This is a genomic window from Pacificispira spongiicola, from assembly GCF_012926505.1.
In the GTDB taxonomy this organism is placed as follows: Bacteria; Pseudomonadota; Alphaproteobacteria; order UBA8366; family Aestuariispiraceae; genus Pacificispira; species Pacificispira spongiicola.
This window is the reverse complement of sequence record NZ_JABBNT010000002.1, coordinates 623,599-642,198: the sequence shown is the minus strand read 5'-3', so window position 1 is coordinate 642,198 and position 18,600 is coordinate 623,599. Positions and strand designations below refer to the sequence as shown.

At 59.5% G+C, this 18,600-nt stretch carries 17 protein-coding genes and 1 tRNA gene; 14 read left to right on the top strand and 4 right to left on the bottom strand.

Annotated elements, in window-relative coordinates:
• The first annotated feature begins 115 nt into the window (after positions 1-115).
• The 3 genes from HH303_RS08325 to HH303_RS08315 all read left to right on the top strand — a co-directional run bounded on the left by HH303_RS08325 (position 116) and on the right by HH303_RS08315 (position 3,063).
• The gene (locus HH303_RS08325) at positions 116-505 is read left to right on the top strand and encodes a response regulator (RefSeq protein WP_169624764.1); all 390 of its coding nucleotides are present in this window, start codon (positions 116-118) and stop codon (positions 503-505) included.
• 202 nt (positions 506-707) lie between these two features.
• Positions 708-1,367 (top strand): hypothetical protein, encoded by a 660-nt coding sequence (locus tag HH303_RS08320; RefSeq protein WP_169624763.1) that lies wholly within the window; start codon positions 708-710, stop codon positions 1,365-1,367.
• 13 nt (positions 1,368-1,380) lie between these two features.
• Positions 1,381-3,063 (top strand): methyl-accepting chemotaxis protein, encoded by a 1,683-nt coding sequence (locus HH303_RS08315; RefSeq protein ID WP_169624762.1) that lies wholly within the window; start codon positions 1,381-1,383, stop codon positions 3,061-3,063.
• Positions 3,064-3,110: 47 nt separating this feature from the next.
• On the opposite strand, the gene HH303_RS08310 is transcribed toward HH303_RS08315, so the two are convergent.
• Positions 3,111-3,557, bottom strand: a complete 447-nt coding sequence (locus tag HH303_RS08310; protein ID WP_169624761.1) for a hypothetical protein — start codon at positions 3,555-3,557, stop codon at positions 3,111-3,113.
• Between the two features lie 198 nt (positions 3,558-3,755).
• On the bottom strand, positions 3,756-3,977 hold the full coding sequence (locus tag HH303_RS08305) for a DUF1127 domain-containing protein (protein ID WP_227421624.1): 222 nt from the start codon (positions 3,975-3,977) through the stop codon (positions 3,756-3,758).
• 277 nt (positions 3,978-4,254) lie between these two features.
• Between HH303_RS08305 and HH303_RS08300 the strand changes: the two genes are divergently transcribed.
• The 3 genes from HH303_RS08300 (at position 4,255) to HH303_RS08290 (ending at position 8,826) form a co-directional block, all read left to right on the top strand.
• The gene (locus HH303_RS08300; RefSeq protein ID WP_169624760.1) at positions 4,255-5,283 is read left to right on the top strand and encodes a hypothetical protein; all 1,029 of its coding nucleotides are present in this window, start codon (positions 4,255-4,257) and stop codon (positions 5,281-5,283) included.
• Between the two features lie 93 nt (positions 5,284-5,376).
• Positions 5,377-5,769 (top strand): response regulator, encoded by a 393-nt coding sequence (locus HH303_RS08295; protein ID WP_169624759.1) that lies wholly within the window; start codon positions 5,377-5,379, stop codon positions 5,767-5,769.
• Between the two features lie 174 nt (positions 5,770-5,943).
• Positions 5,944-8,826, top strand: a complete 2,883-nt coding sequence (locus tag HH303_RS08290; protein WP_169624758.1) for a hybrid sensor histidine kinase/response regulator — start codon at positions 5,944-5,946, stop codon at positions 8,824-8,826.
• 53 nt (positions 8,827-8,879) lie between these two features.
• On the opposite strand, the gene HH303_RS08285 is transcribed toward HH303_RS08290, so the two are convergent.
• Positions 8,880-8,956 (bottom strand) — tRNA-Pro (locus HH303_RS08285).
• A gap of 144 nt (positions 8,957-9,100) precedes the next feature.
• On the opposite strand from HH303_RS08285, the gene HH303_RS08280 reads away from it, so the two are divergent.
• Positions 9,101-9,658: a DUF924 family protein gene (locus tag HH303_RS08280; RefSeq protein ID WP_169624757.1), complete on the top strand. Its 558-nt coding sequence runs from the start codon at positions 9,101-9,103 to the stop codon at positions 9,656-9,658.
• 201 nt (positions 9,659-9,859) lie between these two features.
• Positions 9,860-10,291: a CBS domain-containing protein gene (locus HH303_RS08275; protein ID WP_169624756.1), complete on the top strand. Its 432-nt coding sequence runs from the start codon at positions 9,860-9,862 to the stop codon at positions 10,289-10,291.
• A 35-nt stretch (positions 10,292-10,326) separates the two neighbouring features.
• Here HH303_RS08275 and HH303_RS08270 read toward each other — a convergent pair whose 3' ends face one another.
• Positions 10,327-11,061 carry an IclR family transcriptional regulator gene (locus tag HH303_RS08270; RefSeq protein ID WP_169624755.1) on the bottom strand — a complete coding sequence of 245 codons (735 nt, stop codon included), beginning with the start codon at positions 11,059-11,061 and terminating at the stop codon, positions 10,327-10,329.
• Positions 11,062-11,140: 79 nt separating this feature from the next.
• Between HH303_RS08270 and HH303_RS08265 the strand changes: the two genes are divergently transcribed.
• From HH303_RS08265 to HH303_RS08240, 6 genes are all read left to right on the top strand, one after another.
• A complete protein-coding gene (locus HH303_RS08265) occupies positions 11,141-12,262 on the top strand; it encodes an FAD-dependent monooxygenase (protein ID WP_169624754.1) in 1,122 nt (373 codons plus the stop codon).
• 16 nt (positions 12,263-12,278) lie between these two features.
• Complete coding sequence (locus tag HH303_RS08260; RefSeq protein WP_169624753.1) at positions 12,279-13,856, top strand: benzoate-CoA ligase family protein; 1,578 nt, start codon at positions 12,279-12,281, stop codon at positions 13,854-13,856.
• A 1-nt stretch (position 13,857) separates the two neighbouring features.
• Positions 13,858-14,463: a LysE family translocator gene (locus HH303_RS08255; RefSeq protein WP_169624752.1), complete on the top strand. Its 606-nt coding sequence runs from the start codon at positions 13,858-13,860 to the stop codon at positions 14,461-14,463.
• Positions 14,464-14,571: 108 nt separating this feature from the next.
• Positions 14,572-16,386 carry an NAD nucleotidase gene (gene nadN / locus HH303_RS08250; RefSeq protein WP_169624751.1) on the top strand — a complete coding sequence of 605 codons (1,815 nt, stop codon included), beginning with the start codon at positions 14,572-14,574 and terminating at the stop codon, positions 16,384-16,386.
• A 12-nt stretch (positions 16,387-16,398) separates the two neighbouring features.
• Positions 16,399-17,094 carry a fumarylacetoacetate hydrolase family protein gene (locus HH303_RS08245; RefSeq protein WP_169624750.1) on the top strand — a complete coding sequence of 232 codons (696 nt, stop codon included), beginning with the start codon at positions 16,399-16,401 and terminating at the stop codon, positions 17,092-17,094.
• A gap of 287 nt (positions 17,095-17,381) precedes the next feature.
• Positions 17,382-18,566 (top strand): ABC transporter substrate-binding protein, encoded by a 1,185-nt coding sequence (locus HH303_RS08240; protein WP_169624749.1) that lies wholly within the window; start codon positions 17,382-17,384, stop codon positions 18,564-18,566.
• Positions 18,567-18,600: the final 34 nt, after the last annotated feature.

Below are 18,600 nucleotides of genomic sequence, written 5' to 3'. Positions count from 1 at the left end.
TCTGGTGTGAAACATTTGGAAACGCCGCGAAAAATAAAATTTTAAGGGTATGTGTTACTTTTGCTGTGCGAATGGCGTTGGAAAAGAATGCGCCGTGCCGTCAACAGGAGTTTACATGAGCCGCCTTCTTATCATCGAAGAAGACCCGATCTCCGTCGACATCATCGAACGGGTGGGGGCCCGGATGGGGTATCACGTCGAGGTGTTGAACAGCCTGCGTTTTGTAGACATTCCCTTTGAAGTCGAGCGGTTGGGCGGCTTTGATATTATCGTTTCGGAAGCCATTCTGCCGAACAGCAATGGCTTGACCCTGTTCGGGGATTTGCGTCGGCGGTGGCCGCAAACGAAACTCGTCGTCACATCGGACGGAAGCCTCAATGACCAACTTCGGGATGAATTGTTTGTCGCCGCTTTGCAGGTCGGGGCGCATTGTACCCTGTGCAAACCCTTGCTTGACGATGAATTATCAGCCTGTTTTTCGTCTGTCGGGGGGCTGGCGGCCTAATTGTGCATCCTATGATTAAGTGACGGAAAAATAATTCTATAAATAATTGTGTATAACGAGTAAATATTCGAGGGAGTTTGGGCCTTTTTTCCGAACTCAAAAAAATTAGTAAAATATTTAGATAATCCCCGGATAGTACTTCTAACGACTTGCGATCGAAAAGACTGTCGGCACCCTCGTCGGTGCGTTGTGGGAGAGAAATATGCTCGATTATCGGCCCAAAGGGGTGAAATCCCCTAAATTTTTGGCTTGCCTAGCGGCGGCGCTTCTTCTTTTCAGCGTGGCTCGATCGAATGACGCCCACGCGCAGGCGGTGGAACTGACCCATGCGCCCGGTGATCTGGTGACCGACTCCCTGGTCGCGTCCATTAAGGATTGGGCCACGAAGCCGATCGTCATCGACAGCATCATTGGTCGGAACAAGACAAGCGGTGTCGTGCCGCAAGATCAGATCGACGCGCTCGATAAACAATGGCGCGCCGAACGGGAAATGGACGATCAACCCTTGATTACATCCGTTCTCGCCAATCCGCTGTCATCCTATCTCACGCGCATTCAGGCGCAGTCGCTCGGCGTGCTGAGCGAGATTTTCGTGATGGATCAGAACGGATTGAACGCGGGCCAAAGTGCGATTACGAGCGACTACTGGCAGGGCGATGAAGCGAAATTTCAGAAGTCCTTCGGTGCGGGTGCCGGTGCGGTGTTCTTGGATGAAGCGGAGCTTAACGAGGACACGCAAACCTGGCGGGCGCAACTCAACATGACGATTCAGGATGCTTCTGGCACGCCCATCGGGGCGATCACCGTCGAATTGAACCTGACGGAGCTTGAACGCCGCCAAAATGCCGGCATCGGTCTGTGAAGGGGAGGATGGCATGAACTACTTCAATAATCTTCAAATGGGCCGAAAGCTGATCATCATTTTCGGCTTTCTGCTGGCCATCATGGTCATCAGCGCGACACTGACATACACGCAGCTCCGCAACGCGAAAAGCTCTGCGGACGCCGTTCTGCGAGTCACGGCAATTTCCGATCAGTTGAACAGACTTCAGGAAGCGACCTCGGGGCAGCTGACCGCGATACGCGGCCTGCTGCTGACCGGTAATCGCGATAATATCGAAACGTTCAACACGCTGAACGACCGTTCCGTGGTTATTTTGGATGCGGTCATGGAGGCGGTTCGGGCCAATCCGGAAGCCATCGCACTCCTCGAACAATACCGCGAGGCCCATGACGACTGGGTGACGACCGCAGAGCGCCAAATCACCCTGATGCGGAAGCCGCTGACGGTGGATGAAGCGCGGGTTATCGAAGCGAACGGTGCTGGCCTCAAGTTCTCCGAAACGACGACCGCGCTTTTCAATCAACTGAACGCGCTGGCGAAGCAGATCATCGCGGATTCTCATGCGACAGAAGTATCGGCCTTTGCCTTGCTTGAAATCGCCGCCATCGCCGGTGCCGTCATCGGTGTCGTCTTCGCTATTCTTGCGTATTTCGTGCTGGTCCGCGGGATCGCCCATCCGATCGGCGCGGTGACGGAATCGATGAAGGCCATTTCGGACGGTCAGTACGATCTGGCCATCCCGGGTGTGGAACGGAAGGACGAAGTCGGCAGCATCGCGACCGCTTTGGATGGATTCCGCTTGAATCTGCAGGAAAACGAGCGCTTGCAGGCGGCCGCCCAGGCGCAGCAGGAAGCCGAATTGAAACGGGCGACCCGCCTGCGGGAAACGACGCAGGCCTTCGAATCCGACGCCAAGAGCCTGACGCAAATGGTGGCTGCCGCCGCCGTCGAGTTGGAGCAGACGGCTCAGTCCCTGAACGAAATGGCGGCCCGGTCGTCGGATCGCGCAGGTGTCGTCGCCACCGCGTCCGAACAGACGTCGGCGAGCGTCGAGACGGTGGCGACAGCGTCGTCCGAATTGTCGGCATCGATTGCGGAAATCGCCCAGCAAATGACCATGGCCAACGATCTGGCCGGGGAAACGCAACGCAAGTCCCAATCGACGCAGGAGGAAGTTCGCGGCCTTGCGGAAGCGGCCCAAAAAATCGGCGATGTGGTCAACCTGATCCAGGAAATCGCCGAACAGACCAACCTGTTGGCCCTGAACGCGACCATCGAATCCGCACGTGCCGGCGAGGCAGGCAAGGGGTTCGCGGTCGTTGCTCAGGAGGTCAAGAACCTGGCCGGTCAAACCAGCCGCGCGACGGAAGAAATCGGCAGTCAGATCCGGGACGTTCAGGAGCGCACGAAGAGCGCGGTGACGGCGATCGAACAGATTTCCGCGAGCATTTCGTCGGTTCTGGAAGTCGCGGCCACGGTTGCGGCGGCGACGGAGGAACAAAACTCCGCCACCAACGAAATCTCTCGTAATGTGGAGGAAGTCGCGGCGGCGTCGCGGGATGTGAATACCAACATTCAGGATGTCCGCGAAACGTCGCAGGCGACGGGCGGTGCCTCCGGCGAAGTTCTGACCACCGCGCAGGAACTGTCGAAACAGGCGGATTCCCTAAGGGCGCGCGTCGATCGCTTCCTGGAGGAAGTTCGCGCTTCCTAATCGGGCTCAGGTCGGTACAAGGGAACCTCCCGCTCGGACGGCGGCCGTCAGGCCGATCCTTTGGGCGGGAGTTCTTTTAAGAGATCGGCCAATTCCTTGTCGATCTGACGGTCGAAGGCATCCGCGCGGACGGGCAGGGACGCGATGCCCATACGTTGGTCGACCGGACAATGTCGTTCGATTTTTGACGGCGGCCGCAGCTTCATGCCAATGCGGCGGCTTTTCAGACCGGCTAGAATTCTAAGGCGGTCCTGACGGATGGACTCCAGAGAGATGCCGTCGGATCGTATCGACGGACGGACGCAAATATCCTCCGATCCTCGCGTGTCTTTAGGCGGGGCGATGGCGTTGGAATGTGCCGGGGGATGTGCCGGCTTGCCGCCTGACGCGTCTGGCGGCATCGTCACGTCGTTCGGATTCGGCGCTAAATTCGATTTTGAAGGGATCGTTCCGCCGTCTTCATCGTCGAGACGGTCGGTATCTTCCTCTTGCATTCGCGCCAATAGTTTCCTCAGTGTCGTCCAAACGACACTCCGCGCCGAGGACCGCTTCATCGCTGACCCCCAATTATATTTCCCGAAAGTTTAACGCGGAAATGGAAAAAGGGGGAGGCATAAATGCCTCCCCCTTTTCCTGCCCCACTTAAGTCGGGGCTGCTCCGCCGGGCGTCGAGGGCCCGACGGTAGCGGCCGTCAGATGGCGCGAACGATCGCCGGAATGTCGGCGCGTTCCAGGCCGATATCGGCAAGCTGCACATCCGACAGCGCGTTCAACTGACGCGCCGTGCGATTGCGGCGGTTGAAGCGGTCGGCCTCTTCCGAGACGGTTTCGAAAACCGTCGACAGGGAGAAGATGGCACGGGCCAGCATTTCGTAGAGCGTTTCATTGCGCGGGAAAGCAATTGCGGTCGTCATTGTCGTGTTCCTTACCGTTTCCGCGTCGTCTTAGGGGTATCCCGGTTCGGCGCTGCTGTTCATTTCATGAATTCCTTTTACGCCATTCTTTCGGCCTTGTGTGTTTCGGAAAATGTCAGCGTATTTCAGATTTGAAACCTTTCGGGAAATGTCTGTTTTCCCATGGGATTCCAGTGCTGTTGCGGCATCGCCGGGGATCGGGCATACCTATTGCCTTGGGATGGGGCATGATCGGCGGCTATCTGTCGCCGGGGGAGTATTTGCGGATGAATCAGTCGTGACCGAAGTCCTGAAACCCACTGCGGAACAGCGCGATAGCCTTCACATCCTGCCGCTTTGTATGTTGCCGATCGAAACGGTCGTGCTTCGGCGCGCGAGCCTTATCAAGAATAGCCGCCTCGAAACGGCGCTCGAATTTTTCAAGGACAAGGAATCCGGCAGCGGTCAGCTGACGATCAAGGAATTGCCCGACTACCTGCAAGAGGTCGATCACGACGCGCTGGAACGCGATATCGCGAAACTGCGCCGCCTCGAACAGATGCCCAGCTTCGACGTCTATTCCTGTCGTATCTCGCTGCGGGCGCTGGGCATCGAGGTGAACGACGAGGAATATTTGAAACTGTCCGACGAAATGCTGGTGGCCCTGTCGGCGCGGATGCAGGAATTCACCCGCCCCCTTATCGCCCAGGTTTTCGGCGCGGAAATCAAGGGAGGAGAGGACGCTTCCGACCTTATCGGCATGCTGCGCAATCCCGATAAGGAAGAAGCGCTGCGCCGGTTGAACATGCTGGCGGCGGAACTTCAGGTGCAGGTGTCCGAAATTCCCCGGTTTATCGAAGACTACGGCGATATCTTCCTATCCCTGGCCTATTTCCGAAAATGCCTGGACGATGTCGTCCCGGTGCTCGACAACTTCATGCCGTGGGTGAAGGAATTGATGGAAACCTGGATGATCCGAAACGATCGTCCGAAGCACCGACTCCTGGGTAATGTCATCAGCGACCTCTCCGACATCTCGGGGTCCATTACCGGGCGCTTCGAAAGCTTCGACCGTAAGACCCAGGATTTCTGGTCGGATGTGTCCGCGGCACGGTTCGCGGAAGTCCGGAAGCTGATTACCGATCACCATGTCACGGTCGGCGGGGTGCTGTGCGGCCTGACCATGAAGATGACGCATTGGAAGGCTCGGTTCACCAAGGAAAACCCGGGTGGACCGCAGGCGCGTTTGGAATTCATTATCAGCGAAATTTTGCCTGGCCTGGACCGGATCAAGCGATTGGAGCAACGGGCGGCGGGTACCCGTTAGGCGCCGGATTTAATCCGTTCCGCCGGGCTGATGATTTGTTCTATGGTGCGGCTACACGGGCAATAGGTCGGTGTAGAGGGTTGGGGAGGCGACATGCGCCGGACCATTTTGATTATTGAGGATGACGCCGATATCCGCGCGTTGCTGGTGCGGTTCTGTGAGCGGTTGGGCTTTCAGGCTTCGGTCATTGCGGAAAGCCGGTTTTTCGATGCGTCCTTCGACCTGGCGCAACAGGAGGCGATCGTCGGCGTTATCACGGACATCTTCATGCCGGGAAAAAGCGGCATTGAGGTCATCCAGGAAATCAAGGAACGCACCCCGGATGTGAAGGTCGTCGCGATTTCCGGCGGGTGGAGCGTCGATGGCAGCATGAACGACGCCCTGACGGCGGCGCAGAAGTTGGGTGTCGACGCGGCCTTGCCGAAACCGTTTACCCAAGATCAATTGAAGGAGGCACTGGCCACCGCCGGTGTCGTCTTGGATTAAGCCGTCGTGGATTAGCCCGGACCGTTCGCGCGGCCGTGGATTTGTCCGCATGGCCTTGCCCTGACGCACAGATTTCTCTTCACCTGTCCCTGAAGCGATGCAACCATGGTCCGGTTCGCGGATAGGGGGCGGGCAATTCGTGCCGCGTCACAGGGGTCGGGAGGTTTGGGCCATATGCTGAATTCCTATGTGCTGGGTATTCTGGCATTTGCCGTTCTGTGCGTCTTTCTATTGTCCCTGTCGATGTCGTTGACGCGATCCAAACACGGGCTGTGGCGGATCGAGAATCTGATGAGCATCGCGCTCTTCATTCTTCTCATCGGGCTGATGGGGCGCATCGGTCTGATGTCCGGCAGCGGCTATGCGCAAAACCCGTATGGGTTCTATACCCCGATCATCCTGGGCGGCACGCTGCTGATGGCGAGCACCGGATACCTTTTATACCGGCATCGCAACCTGCGGCTTCTGGAAGCTTCCCTGAACGAGGTTCTGGAAACGCAAAGCCTTTTACGGGACCGCGCCGCGCTGTATCGCCGGACCCTGCACGCAATGATGGGGCTGCCGCAAGACGGTACCGACGACGGGTTCAAGGCGGAAGTCCTGCGCATGGCCGCGGAAGCATTGGGGATAGAGCGCGCGGCGATCTGGCTTGGCACCATTACCCAAGGAAACCTCCACTGCGACGGGCTTTATATCGTCGGGCGGGGGGTGGTTCCGGCGGCCGGTCTGGTCCTGACGAAGGAAAATCACCCGGATTATTTCTCCGCCTTGGACGAAAACCATGTTCTGGCAGTTGCGGATTGTTGGACCGATCCCAGGACCGCGTCTTTCAAGAGCGGCTATCTGCCCGAAACCGGGGTGAAGTCCCTCTGCGATGTGCAGACCCCCCGCATCGGCGGGATCGAAGGCGTCGTTTGTTTCGAATCCGTCCGGGACAACCGACATTGGACGACGGACGATATCGCCTTCGTCCAGGGGGTGGGCGAATTGATCCTGTTGCGCATCGCCCGGCAAAAACTGGCGGCGGCGGAACAGGCGGTCCAACTGCGCGACGCGCGGTTCCGGGACTATTCAATGGCCGCATCGGACCTATTCTGGGAATGTGACGAAAATCTGGTCTTCACCTATCTGTCCGCGAAAGACGATACGCTGAACCTCGATGCGTCGCTGGTCGGTCGTAAGGTTTCGGACATGCCGGGCTATGATCCGGCGTCGGAGCGGTGGCGGGCTTTCCTGGAAAGGCTGAGCGCCAAGGAGCCTTTCCGCGACGTGCCGATTACGACCGAAAAGGCAGACAAGTCCCAAGTGCTTATTGCCGTCAGTGCCATTCCCGTGATGGATGAGGCCGGACATTTCAAAGGATTTCGGGGGGCGGGGCGGGACATCCGCGGCCAATTCCGAGAAGAAACTGTGCGGGAGGCCATTCAGGTCGCCATGACCGGCAGCGTCGGGGAAGGCTTCTTCGACGAACTGGTGCGCTGCCTGATCGATATGGGATACGACCTCGCCATTTTGGGGCAGGTGCCCCGCGATCGCCGCAGCGAAATTTCTATCCTGTCCTGGGCGTCGTCGGACGAAACCGTGACGATACAGCAGGACGATCTGCTTCAGGGGCCGTGTCGGTCGGTGCTGAAAGGCGACTTCGTCTTCGTGCGGAACAATGTCACGGATGTCTATCCCGACGATGAATCGCTTCGGCGTTTCGGTCTTGTCAGCTATGCCGGGATGCCGCTGGTCGACAATACAGGCATGGTGATCGGCGTTTTGTTGGCCATGCGCCGAAAGCCGCTGACCGACGAGGAAATGGCCCGCAGTGTGCTGACCGTCTTCACGATCCGTGCCTCCGGGGAATTGCGCCGCCTGCGTAATGAGGAAGAGAAGTCGAGCCTTCAGAACCAATTGCTCCACGCGCAGCGCATGGAAACAATGGGCGCGCTTGCCGGCGGGATCGCACATGATTTCAACAATGTGCTGACCCCGATCCTGGGCTATGCCGGGATGCTGGCCGAGGATTTCGAGGAAGGCACCTCCGCCCATGAAGATGCTGTTGCCATCGTGCGCGGTGCGAAACGGGCGAAGGCGATGGTCGAGCAGATCCTGGCCTTCTCCCGTCGGTCGGATGCGGAACAGAAGATCGCCTTCGATCCGACCAAACTGATTGCCGGCAGCTTGAAATTCGTGAAGGCGACCATCCCGCCGAAAATAGAGCTGACCTCCGACATTGCGGAAGACACGCCCAAAATCGTCGGCGATCCGAATAAGTTCGATCAGGTGCTGATGAACCTCGTCACCAACGCCTATCAGGCTTTCGACGATCAGGAAGGCCGGATCGACGTGGTCGTCCGACCGACCTATATCAGCGAAGATTTCGCCGCCGTGCATCCGCCGATCGTGCCCGGTCCGGCGTTGCGCCTGAACGTCACCGATACGGGCAGCGGCATTCCGCCCGACGTCCTGCAGAAGGTCTTTGAACCGTTCTTCACGACAAAGGGGTCGGGCAGGGGGACCGGCTTCGGCCTGTCGACCTGCCGCGGTATCGTCGAGGCGATGAACGGCACCATCCTGGTCGATACCAAGCCGGGGCGGGGGACGACCTTCACGGTGCTGATCCCGGCCTATCAGAAGTCGGCGGCGACGCTGGTGGTCGACGAGGATCCGGCGGCGGCGCCGGTAAAGGCGGACGGTCCGGTCTATCGCGTCGTCTATGTCGATGACGAGGTCGAAAACAACGCGGTGACGGTGAAGCTGTTGGAACGCGCCGGGCATTCCGTGCGCAGCTTTGCCGATCCCACGGCCGCCACCACCTTCTTGAAAACCCATCCCATGGATGTGGATGTCCTGATCACCGACGACAGCATGCCCAAGATGCAAGGCTACGAAGTGGCGGAGGCTTACCGCACCGCCCGCCCCGATGCCGCCATCGTCGTCGTTTCAGGCGCCAGCGGGGCGGTCCTGAAGGAACGTTACGCAGAGGCCGGGGTGAATACCTTCGTCCAGAAACCCTTCGTCGTCAGCGAGCTGCTGGACGGCATGGAAGCGGCGATGTCGGGGCGCTAAGAGGTCAAACGAAAAACGGGTTACGCCGATGTGACGTAACCCGTTGATCTTATTGGTCGGAGTGGCTGGATTCGAACCAACGACCCCTGCCTCCCGAAGACAGTGCTCTACCAGGCTGAGCTACACTCCGGTATATGCTTGGCATCTTCATGGGGCGGTCGGGTCCGTCCCGTGCCGAAGCGGATCGGCTTATAGCGTTCCGGTTCCCGCTGTGCAAGACATGGAATGCATTTCCATGACGGAAATTTTAACGAAATTCTGCATAGGAGGATTTATGCCTGATATCGCCGAAGACGTGCTGCGGTTTTGGTTAGAGGATTGCGGACCGGAATCCTGGTTTTTGAAGGATGAGGCGCTGGATCGAACCATCCGCGACCGTTTCGGCGCGGCGCGGGATGAATTGGCCGACGATTGGGATATGGCGATGGATTGGGCGAAGACGCCGCGCGGGGCGCTGGCCGCGTCGATCGTGCTGGACCAGTTTTCGCGCAATCTGTTCCGCGGCGATCCACGCAGCTTCGAGGCGGATCCGCTGGCCCGCGATCTGGCGCGGGAGGCGGTCATTCGGGGCTTCCATTTGGACAAAACGCTACCGGAGGGCAGCGCGATTTTCTTCGTTTTGCCCTTTGAACACAGCGAATCGGCGGCGGATCAAGAGTGGAGCATGGCCCTGGCGCGGTTGGTCGGGGATGAGCAGTTCGTGCGGTATGCCGAAGCGCATCGGGACATCGTTCTGCGCTTCGGTCGCTTTCCCCACCGCAATGCCGTGTTGGGACGCGACAGCACGGCGGAGGAGCTGGCGTTTCTGAAGGAACCCGGTTCTTCCTTTTGAGCGGAATGCTGCGCCGCACTGTAAGGGGATTGATCCGGATGCGGAAATCGGGGTTAACTTGAAAGTCAGTGGTGAAGAACGGCGGTCGCGCCGTCGCCCGGCTGACGCTCTTCTACGCAAACGAGCTCCGCGATAGATACGGACGCTACAGCCCGGCAGGCCCGACCCGCCCCTTCCGAAAACCGGAAAGGACAGGAATTGATGAGCGTCGCCACGTTACTGACAAAAAAGCCAGCCCAGATCGTTACCATCGGAGCGCAGAACACGATTGCGGAAGCGTCGAAGCTTTTGACCGACAACAAGATCGGCGCCGTCGTCGTCGTGGAGGCAGCGGACCGTGTCGTCGGTATCCTGTCGGAACGCGATATCGTCCGGGGACTGTCCGCGCGCGGCGCATCGGTCCTGACGCAACGGGTCGCGGATCTGATGACTGCGCCGGTTCAGACCTGTACGCGGTCGGAAAGCGCGGACAGTGTCATGCGCCGGATGAGCGAAGGCCGCTTCCGCCACATGCCGGTGGTGGAAGGCACCAAACTGGTCGGCGTGATTTCCATCGGCGACGTGGTGAAGAACCGCATTGCCACGCTTGAGCAGGAAGCCGGTGCCATGCGCGATTACATCATGACAGGCTGAGAGCCGGTCGCCTTTCCTTGGCAGCGGGGAGGGGGCTATCCTTTCCGCGGCAAGGAGAGGTCGCGACATGTCGCCAGTAGGTCGCGGAGGATATCTCCCTTCGGATCGATAAGGTCCGGCGAAAGGGAAATTAGCGTGACGGCGGCTTCCGCATCGCCTTGCCAGTTCCTTACCGGGGCGGCCAAGGCATAGAGCCCGGGAATGAAATCCCCGCCGACCGCCGCATATCCAAGTTCCCGAATTTCCTTCCGCAAGGCCTGGGCGCGGGACAGATTCTGGGGCGCAAGAGCCTGAAGCGTCAGGGATTCCGGCAAATAAGCTAGAAAGATGCGGCCGGTCGCCGATTCCAGCAACGGCATGACGGTGCCGAGACCGAGCGTCGTCACGATGTGATTGTGGGCCCGTTCCCACCGCACGATCGTCCCGCCATTCGATCCCCAAACAGACAGCATCGCCGTGCAGCCGACCCGGTCCACAAGGTCGGGCAGGGCGGCGGCCGTCTTGTTCACGAAATCCGACCGGCCGAGCGCCGCCAATCCAAGTTCCGCCGCCAGCGGTCCCAGATCGTAGCGACCGGATCGTTCCTTCTGGCTGACCATCCCTTGGGCCACGAGACTGGCGAGATAGCGATGCAGCTTGCTGGTCGCCAATCCGGTGCGATCGGAGATTTCCTTCAAGCTCATGGCCCCGGTCGAGTCCGCGAAAACACGCAGGACGGACATCGCGATGTCCACCGATCCGATACCGCGCCGATCTTCCAACTCCGACATGAGCATTGCTCCCTATTGCACAATGGTGAATGTACTGTATATTGGTGAATAACGCAAAAACACATAATGGGAGGAAGATATGCGAGTCGCAATCATTGGCGGCGGCCCCGCCGGTCTTTATACGGGCTATCTGCTGCGCCGCGCCTTTCCCGACGCCCAAATCGACATCGTCGAACAGAATCCTGAAAACGTAACCTGGGGCTTCGGCGTCGTGTTTTCGGATTCGGCGCTGGATTTTCTGCGCGAAGACGATCCGGAAACCCATGACGCCATCGTCCCGCATATGGAGATGTGGCGTGACCTGACCCTGGATATGAAGGGCGAAAAGGTCGTGATCGACGGCGTCGGCTTCGCCGCGATCGGTCGCCTGCATCTGTTGCAGCTTCTGACCGAACGGGCGCGCGCGGTCGGCCTGGACCCGAAATTCGGCACGGTGATTTCGGACCTAGACGCTTACAAGGATTACGATCTGATCGTCGGTGCGGATGGTCTGAACTCCCTGGTTCGGCAGTCGGGAGACTTCGGCACCAGTCTGGAATATCTGGACAACAAATTCGCCTGGTACGGCACGACCAAACGGTTCGACACGCTGACGCAGTCGTTCCGGGAAAGCCGGTTGGGGCGTTTCAATGCGCACCATTATCGGTATTCCGACGACATGAGCACCTTCATTGTCGAAACGGACGGGGCGACGTGGAAGGCCGCAGGTTTCGAGGGCATGGACGCCGCGACGACCAAACAGGTTTGCGAGGAAATCTTCGCCGATGTTCTGGATGGCGAACCGCTGGTTGCGAACAACTCCGTCTGGCGGAACTTCCCGAAGCTGTGGAACGAGACATGGTATAACGGTAATCGCGTCTTGCTGGGCGATTCCCTGCATACGGCGCATTTTTCCATCGGCTCCGGCACGCGCTTGGCGATGGAAGACGCAATCGCGCTGGTCAAGGCACTGACGGACAATAGCGGGGATGTGGCCACGGCGTTGCCTGCCTATCAGGCGGCGCGGAAGCCGATCGTGGAAAAGATCGTGACCGCCGCGAATTTGAGCGCGCATTGGTACGAGGACTTCGTTGCGAATATGGACCTTCCGGCATGGGAGTTTGCGGATCGCTATATCCGTCGCGCCGGTCGGATCGACGATGAAAGACTGCGGAAACTCGCACCCCGTTTCATGGCGGGGCTAGAGGCCTACCGCGGCTAACGGGAAGGGATAATCAATGTCGGATATACGGGACCTGGTTCCGGCGGACGCCGTCGAAACCGGGGAGATCGGGTTTTCCATTCCGGAACGCTACAACGCGGCCCGGATCCTCTTCGACAATCTGGAGGCGGGGCGCGGCGACAAGGTCGCGGTGCTGACCGAAACGGAGCAGGTGACCTATGCGGAGCTGTGCCGCCGGGCCTGCAGGATCGGGAACGGACTCTTGGCGCTCGGCTGCCAGCGGGGGGACCGGGTGCTGTTGGTCCTGGACGACTCGCCGGATTACGCGGCGGCGATCTTCGGTGCCTTGCGCGCCGGGTTGGTGCCGATTCTGATCAACACGCTGTCGCCCGCCGACCTGATTGCCTATTTCCTGGAAGACTCCGCCGCCAAGGCGGCGCTGCTGCATTCCGGCCACCGGAATCTGTTTCCGGAAAAGACGGATGCGGCGCTGATCGAACTGGACAGCGCGGATGGTAAAAGCTGGGTCGCCGGACAAGGCGACGATCTGGCGGAAGCCGACACCAACCGGAACGACATGGCGTTCTGGATGTATTCCTCCGGTTCCACCGGGCGGCCGAAAGGCGTCGTGCATCTGCATCACGACATGGCCTATACGGTCGAAAGCTATGCCAAACGCGTGTTGGGCATCCGCGAAGACGATGTCTGCTTTTCCGTGCCGAAAATCTTCTTCGCATACGGCTTCGGGAATTCCATTACCTTCCCTTTCGCGATGGGCGCGACGACGGCCTTTTTGCCCGATCGCCCGGTGCCGGAACGGATTTTCGACGTCATCCGCAGCTGCAGGCCGACCCTGCTGTTCGCCCTGCCGACAGTGTATACGGCGCTGATCAAGTCGCCGGCGGCGGAAGGCGCGGATCTGTCCAGCGTGCGTCTGTGCATTTCGGCTGCCGAGGTTCTGTCCGGCGATGTGTTCAACGCGTGGAAGAACCGCTTCGGGCATGAAATCATTGAGGGCCTCGGCTCGACGGAAGTTCTGCACATTTATCTTTCGAACACGGTCGAAAAGAAGCGCCTCGGTTCCGCCGGGATGAGGGTGCCGGGCTATTCGGTGCGCCTGACGGACCGGGACGGCAAGGATGTCGGGCCGGGTGAAGAAGGCATCATGTGGGTGCGCGGCGACTCCAATGCGCCGTTCTATTGGAACCGGCCGGATAAAACCGAAGAAACCATGCGCGACGGTTGGATATGGACCGGCGACCGTTTCACCATGGACGACGACGGCTTCTACTTCTTCAAGGGGCGCGCGGACGACCTGATCAAGGTCAGCGGCCAATGGGTTTATCCGTTGGAAGTCGAATTGTGCCTGAATGAACATCCGAAGGTTCTGGAATGCGCCGTCATGGGCCTTGCCATGGATGACGGACGGATGACCCTGGCGGCGGTGATCGCGCCGATGCCGGGAACCGACGGCGGCGATGTTCTGGGCGAGGAACTCAAAGCCTATGTAAAGACGGAGCTTTTGCCCTATAAATACCCCCGGCAGATTCTCTATATGGATAAGCTGCCGAAGACCGGGACCGACAAGATCGACCGGCAAGCCTGCAAGAAGTTGCTGATGCAAGGGACCTGATATGCTCGCCTTCGCCGCCGCCGTGTTCTTTTTGATCATCACACCGGGGCCGGGGGTTTTATCCACCGCGGGCGTGGGCAGCGGTTACGGCGCGAAAGCGGGTACGCGCTACGTCGTCGGGCTGTTTATCGGAAACACGGCGGTCGCGTTGGCCGTCGTGTCCGGCGTGGCGGCGGTGTTCCTGGCCAATCCGGCAATCCGCACGGCGCTTCTGGTCGCGTCCGGTTGTTATCTTCTCTACCTCGCCTACAAGATCGCCTTCGCGGGGGCGAAGGTCGCCTTTATCGAAAAGGCGGAACCGCCCGGTGTGGTCGGCGGCGTGGCGCTTCAAGCGATCAATCCGAAGGCCTATGCCGTCCATACCACATTGTTCAGCGGGTTTGCCTTCCTGCCCGACAATACGGGGCTGGAGGCCGTCCTTAAGCTGGCGATCATGAGCGCGATCTGGATTCCGATCCATTTCGCGTGGCTGTGGGCAGGAATATCGCTGCATCGTCTCGATTTGAGCCCGCAGCGCCAACGGATGGTCAACCTGTTCATGGCGGCCTCTATGATCGTCGTGGTCGTATTGGCGGCGTTCGCGCCGGGTGGGTTGGCCGATGGGTAACGCGATCCCAGGAATTCAGCGGGGAACGGTTGCGCCGGACCCGGTGATGCGCCTAGCATTCGCGTGTCCGAATATATCGGACGGGTCATCGTGGGAGAGGGGGCGTCCATGACTGCCATTTACCGGAAATACGCGGTTGCAGGTTTTACGATGACGGCCTTGCTTGCCGGGATCGGTATGGCGACGGCGCAGGCGGCGGACCTGACAATCCTGCATATGAATGACAGCCATTCCCATCTGGAAGCGGACGGCAGCCTGGATCTGATGCTCGCGGGCGAAAAGACGCGGGTGAAGGCCGGCGGGTTTCCCATGGCGGCGGCGGTGATCCGAAAGCTGGAGTCGGAACGCGCCAACGTTCTGAAATTGCATGCAGGCGATGCGGTGACGGGCGATTTGTTTTTCACCCTATTCGACGGCGCGGCGGATGCCGACCTGATGAACAGCATCTGCTTCGACGCTTTCGCGCTGGGCAACCACGAATTCGACAATGGCGATGCCGGGCTGAAAACCTTTCTGGATTTCCTGGCGAAGGGCGACTGCGACACGCCGGTCCTGGCCGCGAATGTGGTGCCGGAGAAAGGCGTGTCGCCCTTGGCGCCCGCCGACGGCCCGGCCTATCTGCAGCCTTATTTAGTGACCGATGTCGGTGGCGCCGAAGTCGGGATTATCGGCATCGATATCGCGTCGAAGACCAAGAATTCCTCCAGTCCCGATCCGACGACGATGTTTCTGGACGAGGCGGAAACCGCGCAGAAATATATCGACGAACTGACGGCAAAGGGGGTCGATCGCATCGTCCTGCTGACGCACTATCAGTATCGGAACGACCTTGAATTGGCGAAGACTCTGACCGGTGTCGATGTGATCATCGGCGGGGATTCCCACACCTTGTTAGGCGATTTCGACGGGGTCGGCCTGAATGCGCAGGGGCCCTATCCGACCGTCGTTGCTGGCAAGGACGGCGCGACCGTCTGCGTCGCCCAGGCTTGGGAATATGCCCGTGTGGTCGGTGAACTGGCCGTTGATTTTGACGATACGGGGCGCGTGACCGCCTGTTCCGGCACGCCGCATATACCGCTGGCGGATAGCTTCCGGCGCAAGAACGCCGGCGGCGACCGGGTCGAACTGGAAGGCGCCGCTCGCGCCGCCGTGCTCGCGGCGATCGACGCCGATCCGAACCTGTCCGTGAGCGGTGAAGATCCGGTAGCCAAGGCCGCGCTGGACCGTTACGCGGGAGAGGTCGACGCACGTAAGAAGGAAGTGATCGGCGAGGCATCGGACACGTTGTGCCTGGAACGAATTCCGGGGCAAGGCCGGTCGAAGATTTGCGATGTGTCTGCGACGGCGGATCATGGGTCGGATATTGCGACGCTGGTCGCCTTTGCCTTCCGGGAAATGTCGAAGACCGGGGATATCGCCATCCAGAATGCGGGCGGCGTGCGCGTCGATCAGGCCGCCGGTCCGGTCACGGTCGGCGATGCCTATTTGATGCTGCCGTTTTCCAACACGCTGGTGGAACTGACGATGACCGGCGCGGAGATCAAGTCCGTTCTGGAAGACGCTTTGGATTACGCCTTGCAGCCGGACGGCTCCACCGGCGCCTATCCCTATGCCTCCGGATTGCGGTGGACGGTGACCGTGGCGGCCGAAAAGGGTGCGCGTCTGACCGATATCGAATTCCGGGGCATGCATGACGATGCCTGGGTTCCGCTCGATCCCGATCGGTCCTACAAGGTCATCACCAACGACTATATCGGCGCGGGCCGGGACGGGTATCTGACCTTCAAGACCGTCACCGATAGCGGCCGGTCGGTGGATACCTATCTGGACTATGCGAAATCCTTCGTCGACTATGTGAAGCTGCGCGGAACCGTCGGGAAACTGCCGGTCGAAGACTATTCCACACAGCGGTTCATCCCGTAGAGGTATTCGGATATGAGCTTCGTTTTCCCGACCCGACCCGTTCCCGCCGTTCCCATTCGCGGCAGCGACGACCTGTTCCCGGTCCGCAATATCTATTGCGTGGGCCGGAACTATTGGGCGCACCGGTCGGAAATGGGGGCGACGGACCGCGATCCGCCGTTCTTTTTCACCAAGGCGCAGGACGCGATTCTGTATTGCCCGCCCGGGGAGGTGACGGAGGTTCCCTATCCGGTGATGACGTCGAACTATCACTATGAAATCGAACTGGTTGTGGCCATCGGCAAGGAAGGCGCCGACATCGCCCAGTCCGACGTGCCGGCGCATGTCTTCGGCTATGCCGTCGGGTTGGATATGACGCGGCGCGACCTGCAACTGGCGGCCCGCGACAAGGGGCGGCCCTGGGATAACGGCAAAAGCTTCGCCTTGGCGGCCCCGATCGGCGATATCGTCCCGATCGGCACCAGCGGCGAGATAGCATCCGGTCGTATCGCGCTGTCCGTGAACGGCGAAACCCGCCAAGACGCGGCGATGGAGGAGATGATTTGGAACACTCGCGAGATTGTCGAGGATCTGTCCAAGTATCATCGCCTGTATCCCGGCGATCTGATATTCACAGGAACGCCCGCCGGTGTCGGCCCGGTTCAGAAGGGCGATGTGTTGGACGGCAGTGCGGAAGGCGTCGGTGCCCTTCGCGTCAAGATCGTATGAGCAAGGCGGCAATACACCTTGCGTCCAGAGGAGGCTAATGTTTAAGCTTAAATATTCGAAGCTTCAAACAATGAAACTGCATGCAAGATAGGTCAGATTTCGTCGTTGCGCGGCAAACATGATGAACTATAGTGCATGTGACCCTTAGGTGGGATACTTGCCTGGGTGGGGAAAAGAAGAGGCGTCAATCCTCCAAGAACCCGCAAAACACCTGGAACCGATGCGTTCCTAGTATTGTTGCGTTTTCGTCGAGTTCGGAAGAGCTCTTAAGACAGGGAGAGAAAGTGATGAAGAAACTCGTTCTGGCGGCCGCGCTGGGCTCCGCCGTTCTGGCGGCTCCGGCCGTTGCAGCCGATCCGGTGAAGATCGGCTTTATTACGTCGCTGACGACGCCCGCCGCCGTCATCGGCAACGACATGAAAAATTCCGTCGAACTGGCTATCGAGCATATCAATGCCGAAATGGGCGGTCGTCAGGTCGAAGTCATCTTCGAAGACGACGCGTTCAAGCCGGAAGTCGGCAAACAGGCCGCTGACAAGTTGGTCAAGCAGGACAAGGTCGACTTCGTGACCGGCTTCATCTGGAGCCACGTTCTGCTCGCGTCGTCCAAGACGGTGCTCGACAGCGACACGTTCCTGATCAGCACGAATGCCGGCCCGTCGCAGCTTGCCGGCAAAGGCTGCCACAAGAACTTCTTCAGCACGTCCTGGCAGAACGACCAGACCCCGGAAGCCCTGGGTGAGGTGCTGAACCAGAACGGCGTGAAGTCGGTCTACATCATGGCCCCGAACTATGCCGCCGGTAAGGACATGGTCGCCGGTGTCGAGCGTACGTTCAAAGGCGAAATCAAAGGCAAGGACCTGACGAAGTGGGGTGCGGATGCGCAGCTCGACTTCTCTGCGGAACTTGCCAAGGCGAAGGCGTCGGGCGCGGAAGCGATCTGGGTCTTCTATCCGGGTAAGGCCGGTGGCGCCTTCATCCAGCAGTATACCCAGGCGGGTCTGCAGGAATCGCTGCCGCTGTATTCGGTGTTCACCGTGGACGCGATCTCCCTGCCGAAGCTGCAGGAAGCCAACCTGACCGGCGTGTTGGGCTCCCGTGCGACGCAGCATTGGTCCCCGGACATGGACAACCCGGCCAACAAGAAGTTCGTCGGCGACTACCTGGCCAAATACGGTGTCTATCCGTCCTATTACGGTCAGCAGTCCTATGACGCGATCATGCTGATCAAGTCTGCGGTAGACGCTGTCGGCGGCGACCTGTCCGACAAGGACGCGGTTCGCGCGGCGCTGGAAAAGGCCGACTTCGATTCGGTCCGCGGTGCGTTCAAATTCGGTAAGAACCACTTCCCGATCGAAAACTTCTACGTCCGTGAAGCGGTCGTGGATTCCGAAGGCCGCTGGACGACCAAAATCGTCGGCACGGTCTATGAAAACGCGGTCGATAACTACGTCGACCAGTGCAAAATGTAAAATTTAACGGTTGTCGTGGGGCGGCGTCGATGGC

What these genes read in the sequence shown, in the direction of transcription:
- HH303_RS08290 (WP_169624758.1), top strand. Translation starts at nt 5,944, where the DNA reads ATGCTGAATTCCTATGTGCTGGGTATTCTGGCATTTGCCGTTCTGTGC.
- nadN (WP_169624751.1), top strand. Translation starts at nt 14,572, where the DNA reads ATGACTGCCATTTACCGGAAATACGCGGTTGCAGGTTTTACGATGACG.
- HH303_RS08255 (WP_169624752.1), top strand. Translation starts at nt 13,858, where the DNA reads ATGCTCGCCTTCGCCGCCGCCGTGTTCTTTTTGATCATCACACCGGGG.
- HH303_RS08275 (WP_169624756.1), top strand. Translation starts at nt 9,860, where the DNA reads ATGAGCGTCGCCACGTTACTGACAAAAAAGCCAGCCCAGATCGTTACC.
- HH303_RS08315 (WP_169624762.1), top strand. Translation starts at nt 1,381, where the DNA reads ATGAACTACTTCAATAATCTTCAAATGGGCCGAAAGCTGATCATCATT.
- HH303_RS08270 (WP_169624755.1), bottom strand. Translation starts at nt 11,061, where the DNA reads ATGTCGGAGTTGGAAGATCGGCGCGGTATCGGATCGGTGGACATCGCG.
- HH303_RS08310 (WP_169624761.1), bottom strand. Translation starts at nt 3,557, where the DNA reads ATGCAAGAGGAAGATACCGACCGTCTCGACGATGAAGACGGCGGAACG.
- HH303_RS08260 (WP_169624753.1), top strand. Translation starts at nt 12,279, where the DNA reads ATGTCGGATATACGGGACCTGGTTCCGGCGGACGCCGTCGAAACCGGG.
- HH303_RS08320 (WP_169624763.1), top strand. Translation starts at nt 708, where the DNA reads ATGCTCGATTATCGGCCCAAAGGGGTGAAATCCCCTAAATTTTTGGCT.
- HH303_RS08280 (WP_169624757.1), top strand. Translation starts at nt 9,101, where the DNA reads ATGCCTGATATCGCCGAAGACGTGCTGCGGTTTTGGTTAGAGGATTGC.
- HH303_RS08325 (WP_169624764.1), top strand. Translation starts at nt 116, where the DNA reads ATGAGCCGCCTTCTTATCATCGAAGAAGACCCGATCTCCGTCGACATC.
- HH303_RS08305 (WP_227421624.1), bottom strand. Translation starts at nt 3,977, where the DNA reads ATGACGACCGCAATTGCTTTCCCGCGCAATGAAACGCTCTACGAAATG.
- HH303_RS08240 (WP_169624749.1), top strand. Translation starts at nt 17,382, where the DNA reads ATGAAGAAACTCGTTCTGGCGGCCGCGCTGGGCTCCGCCGTTCTGGCG.
- HH303_RS08265 (WP_169624754.1), top strand. Translation starts at nt 11,141, where the DNA reads ATGCGAGTCGCAATCATTGGCGGCGGCCCCGCCGGTCTTTATACGGGC.
- HH303_RS08245 (WP_169624750.1), top strand. Translation starts at nt 16,399, where the DNA reads ATGAGCTTCGTTTTCCCGACCCGACCCGTTCCCGCCGTTCCCATTCGC.
- HH303_RS08295 (WP_169624759.1), top strand. Translation starts at nt 5,377, where the DNA reads ATGCGCCGGACCATTTTGATTATTGAGGATGACGCCGATATCCGCGCG.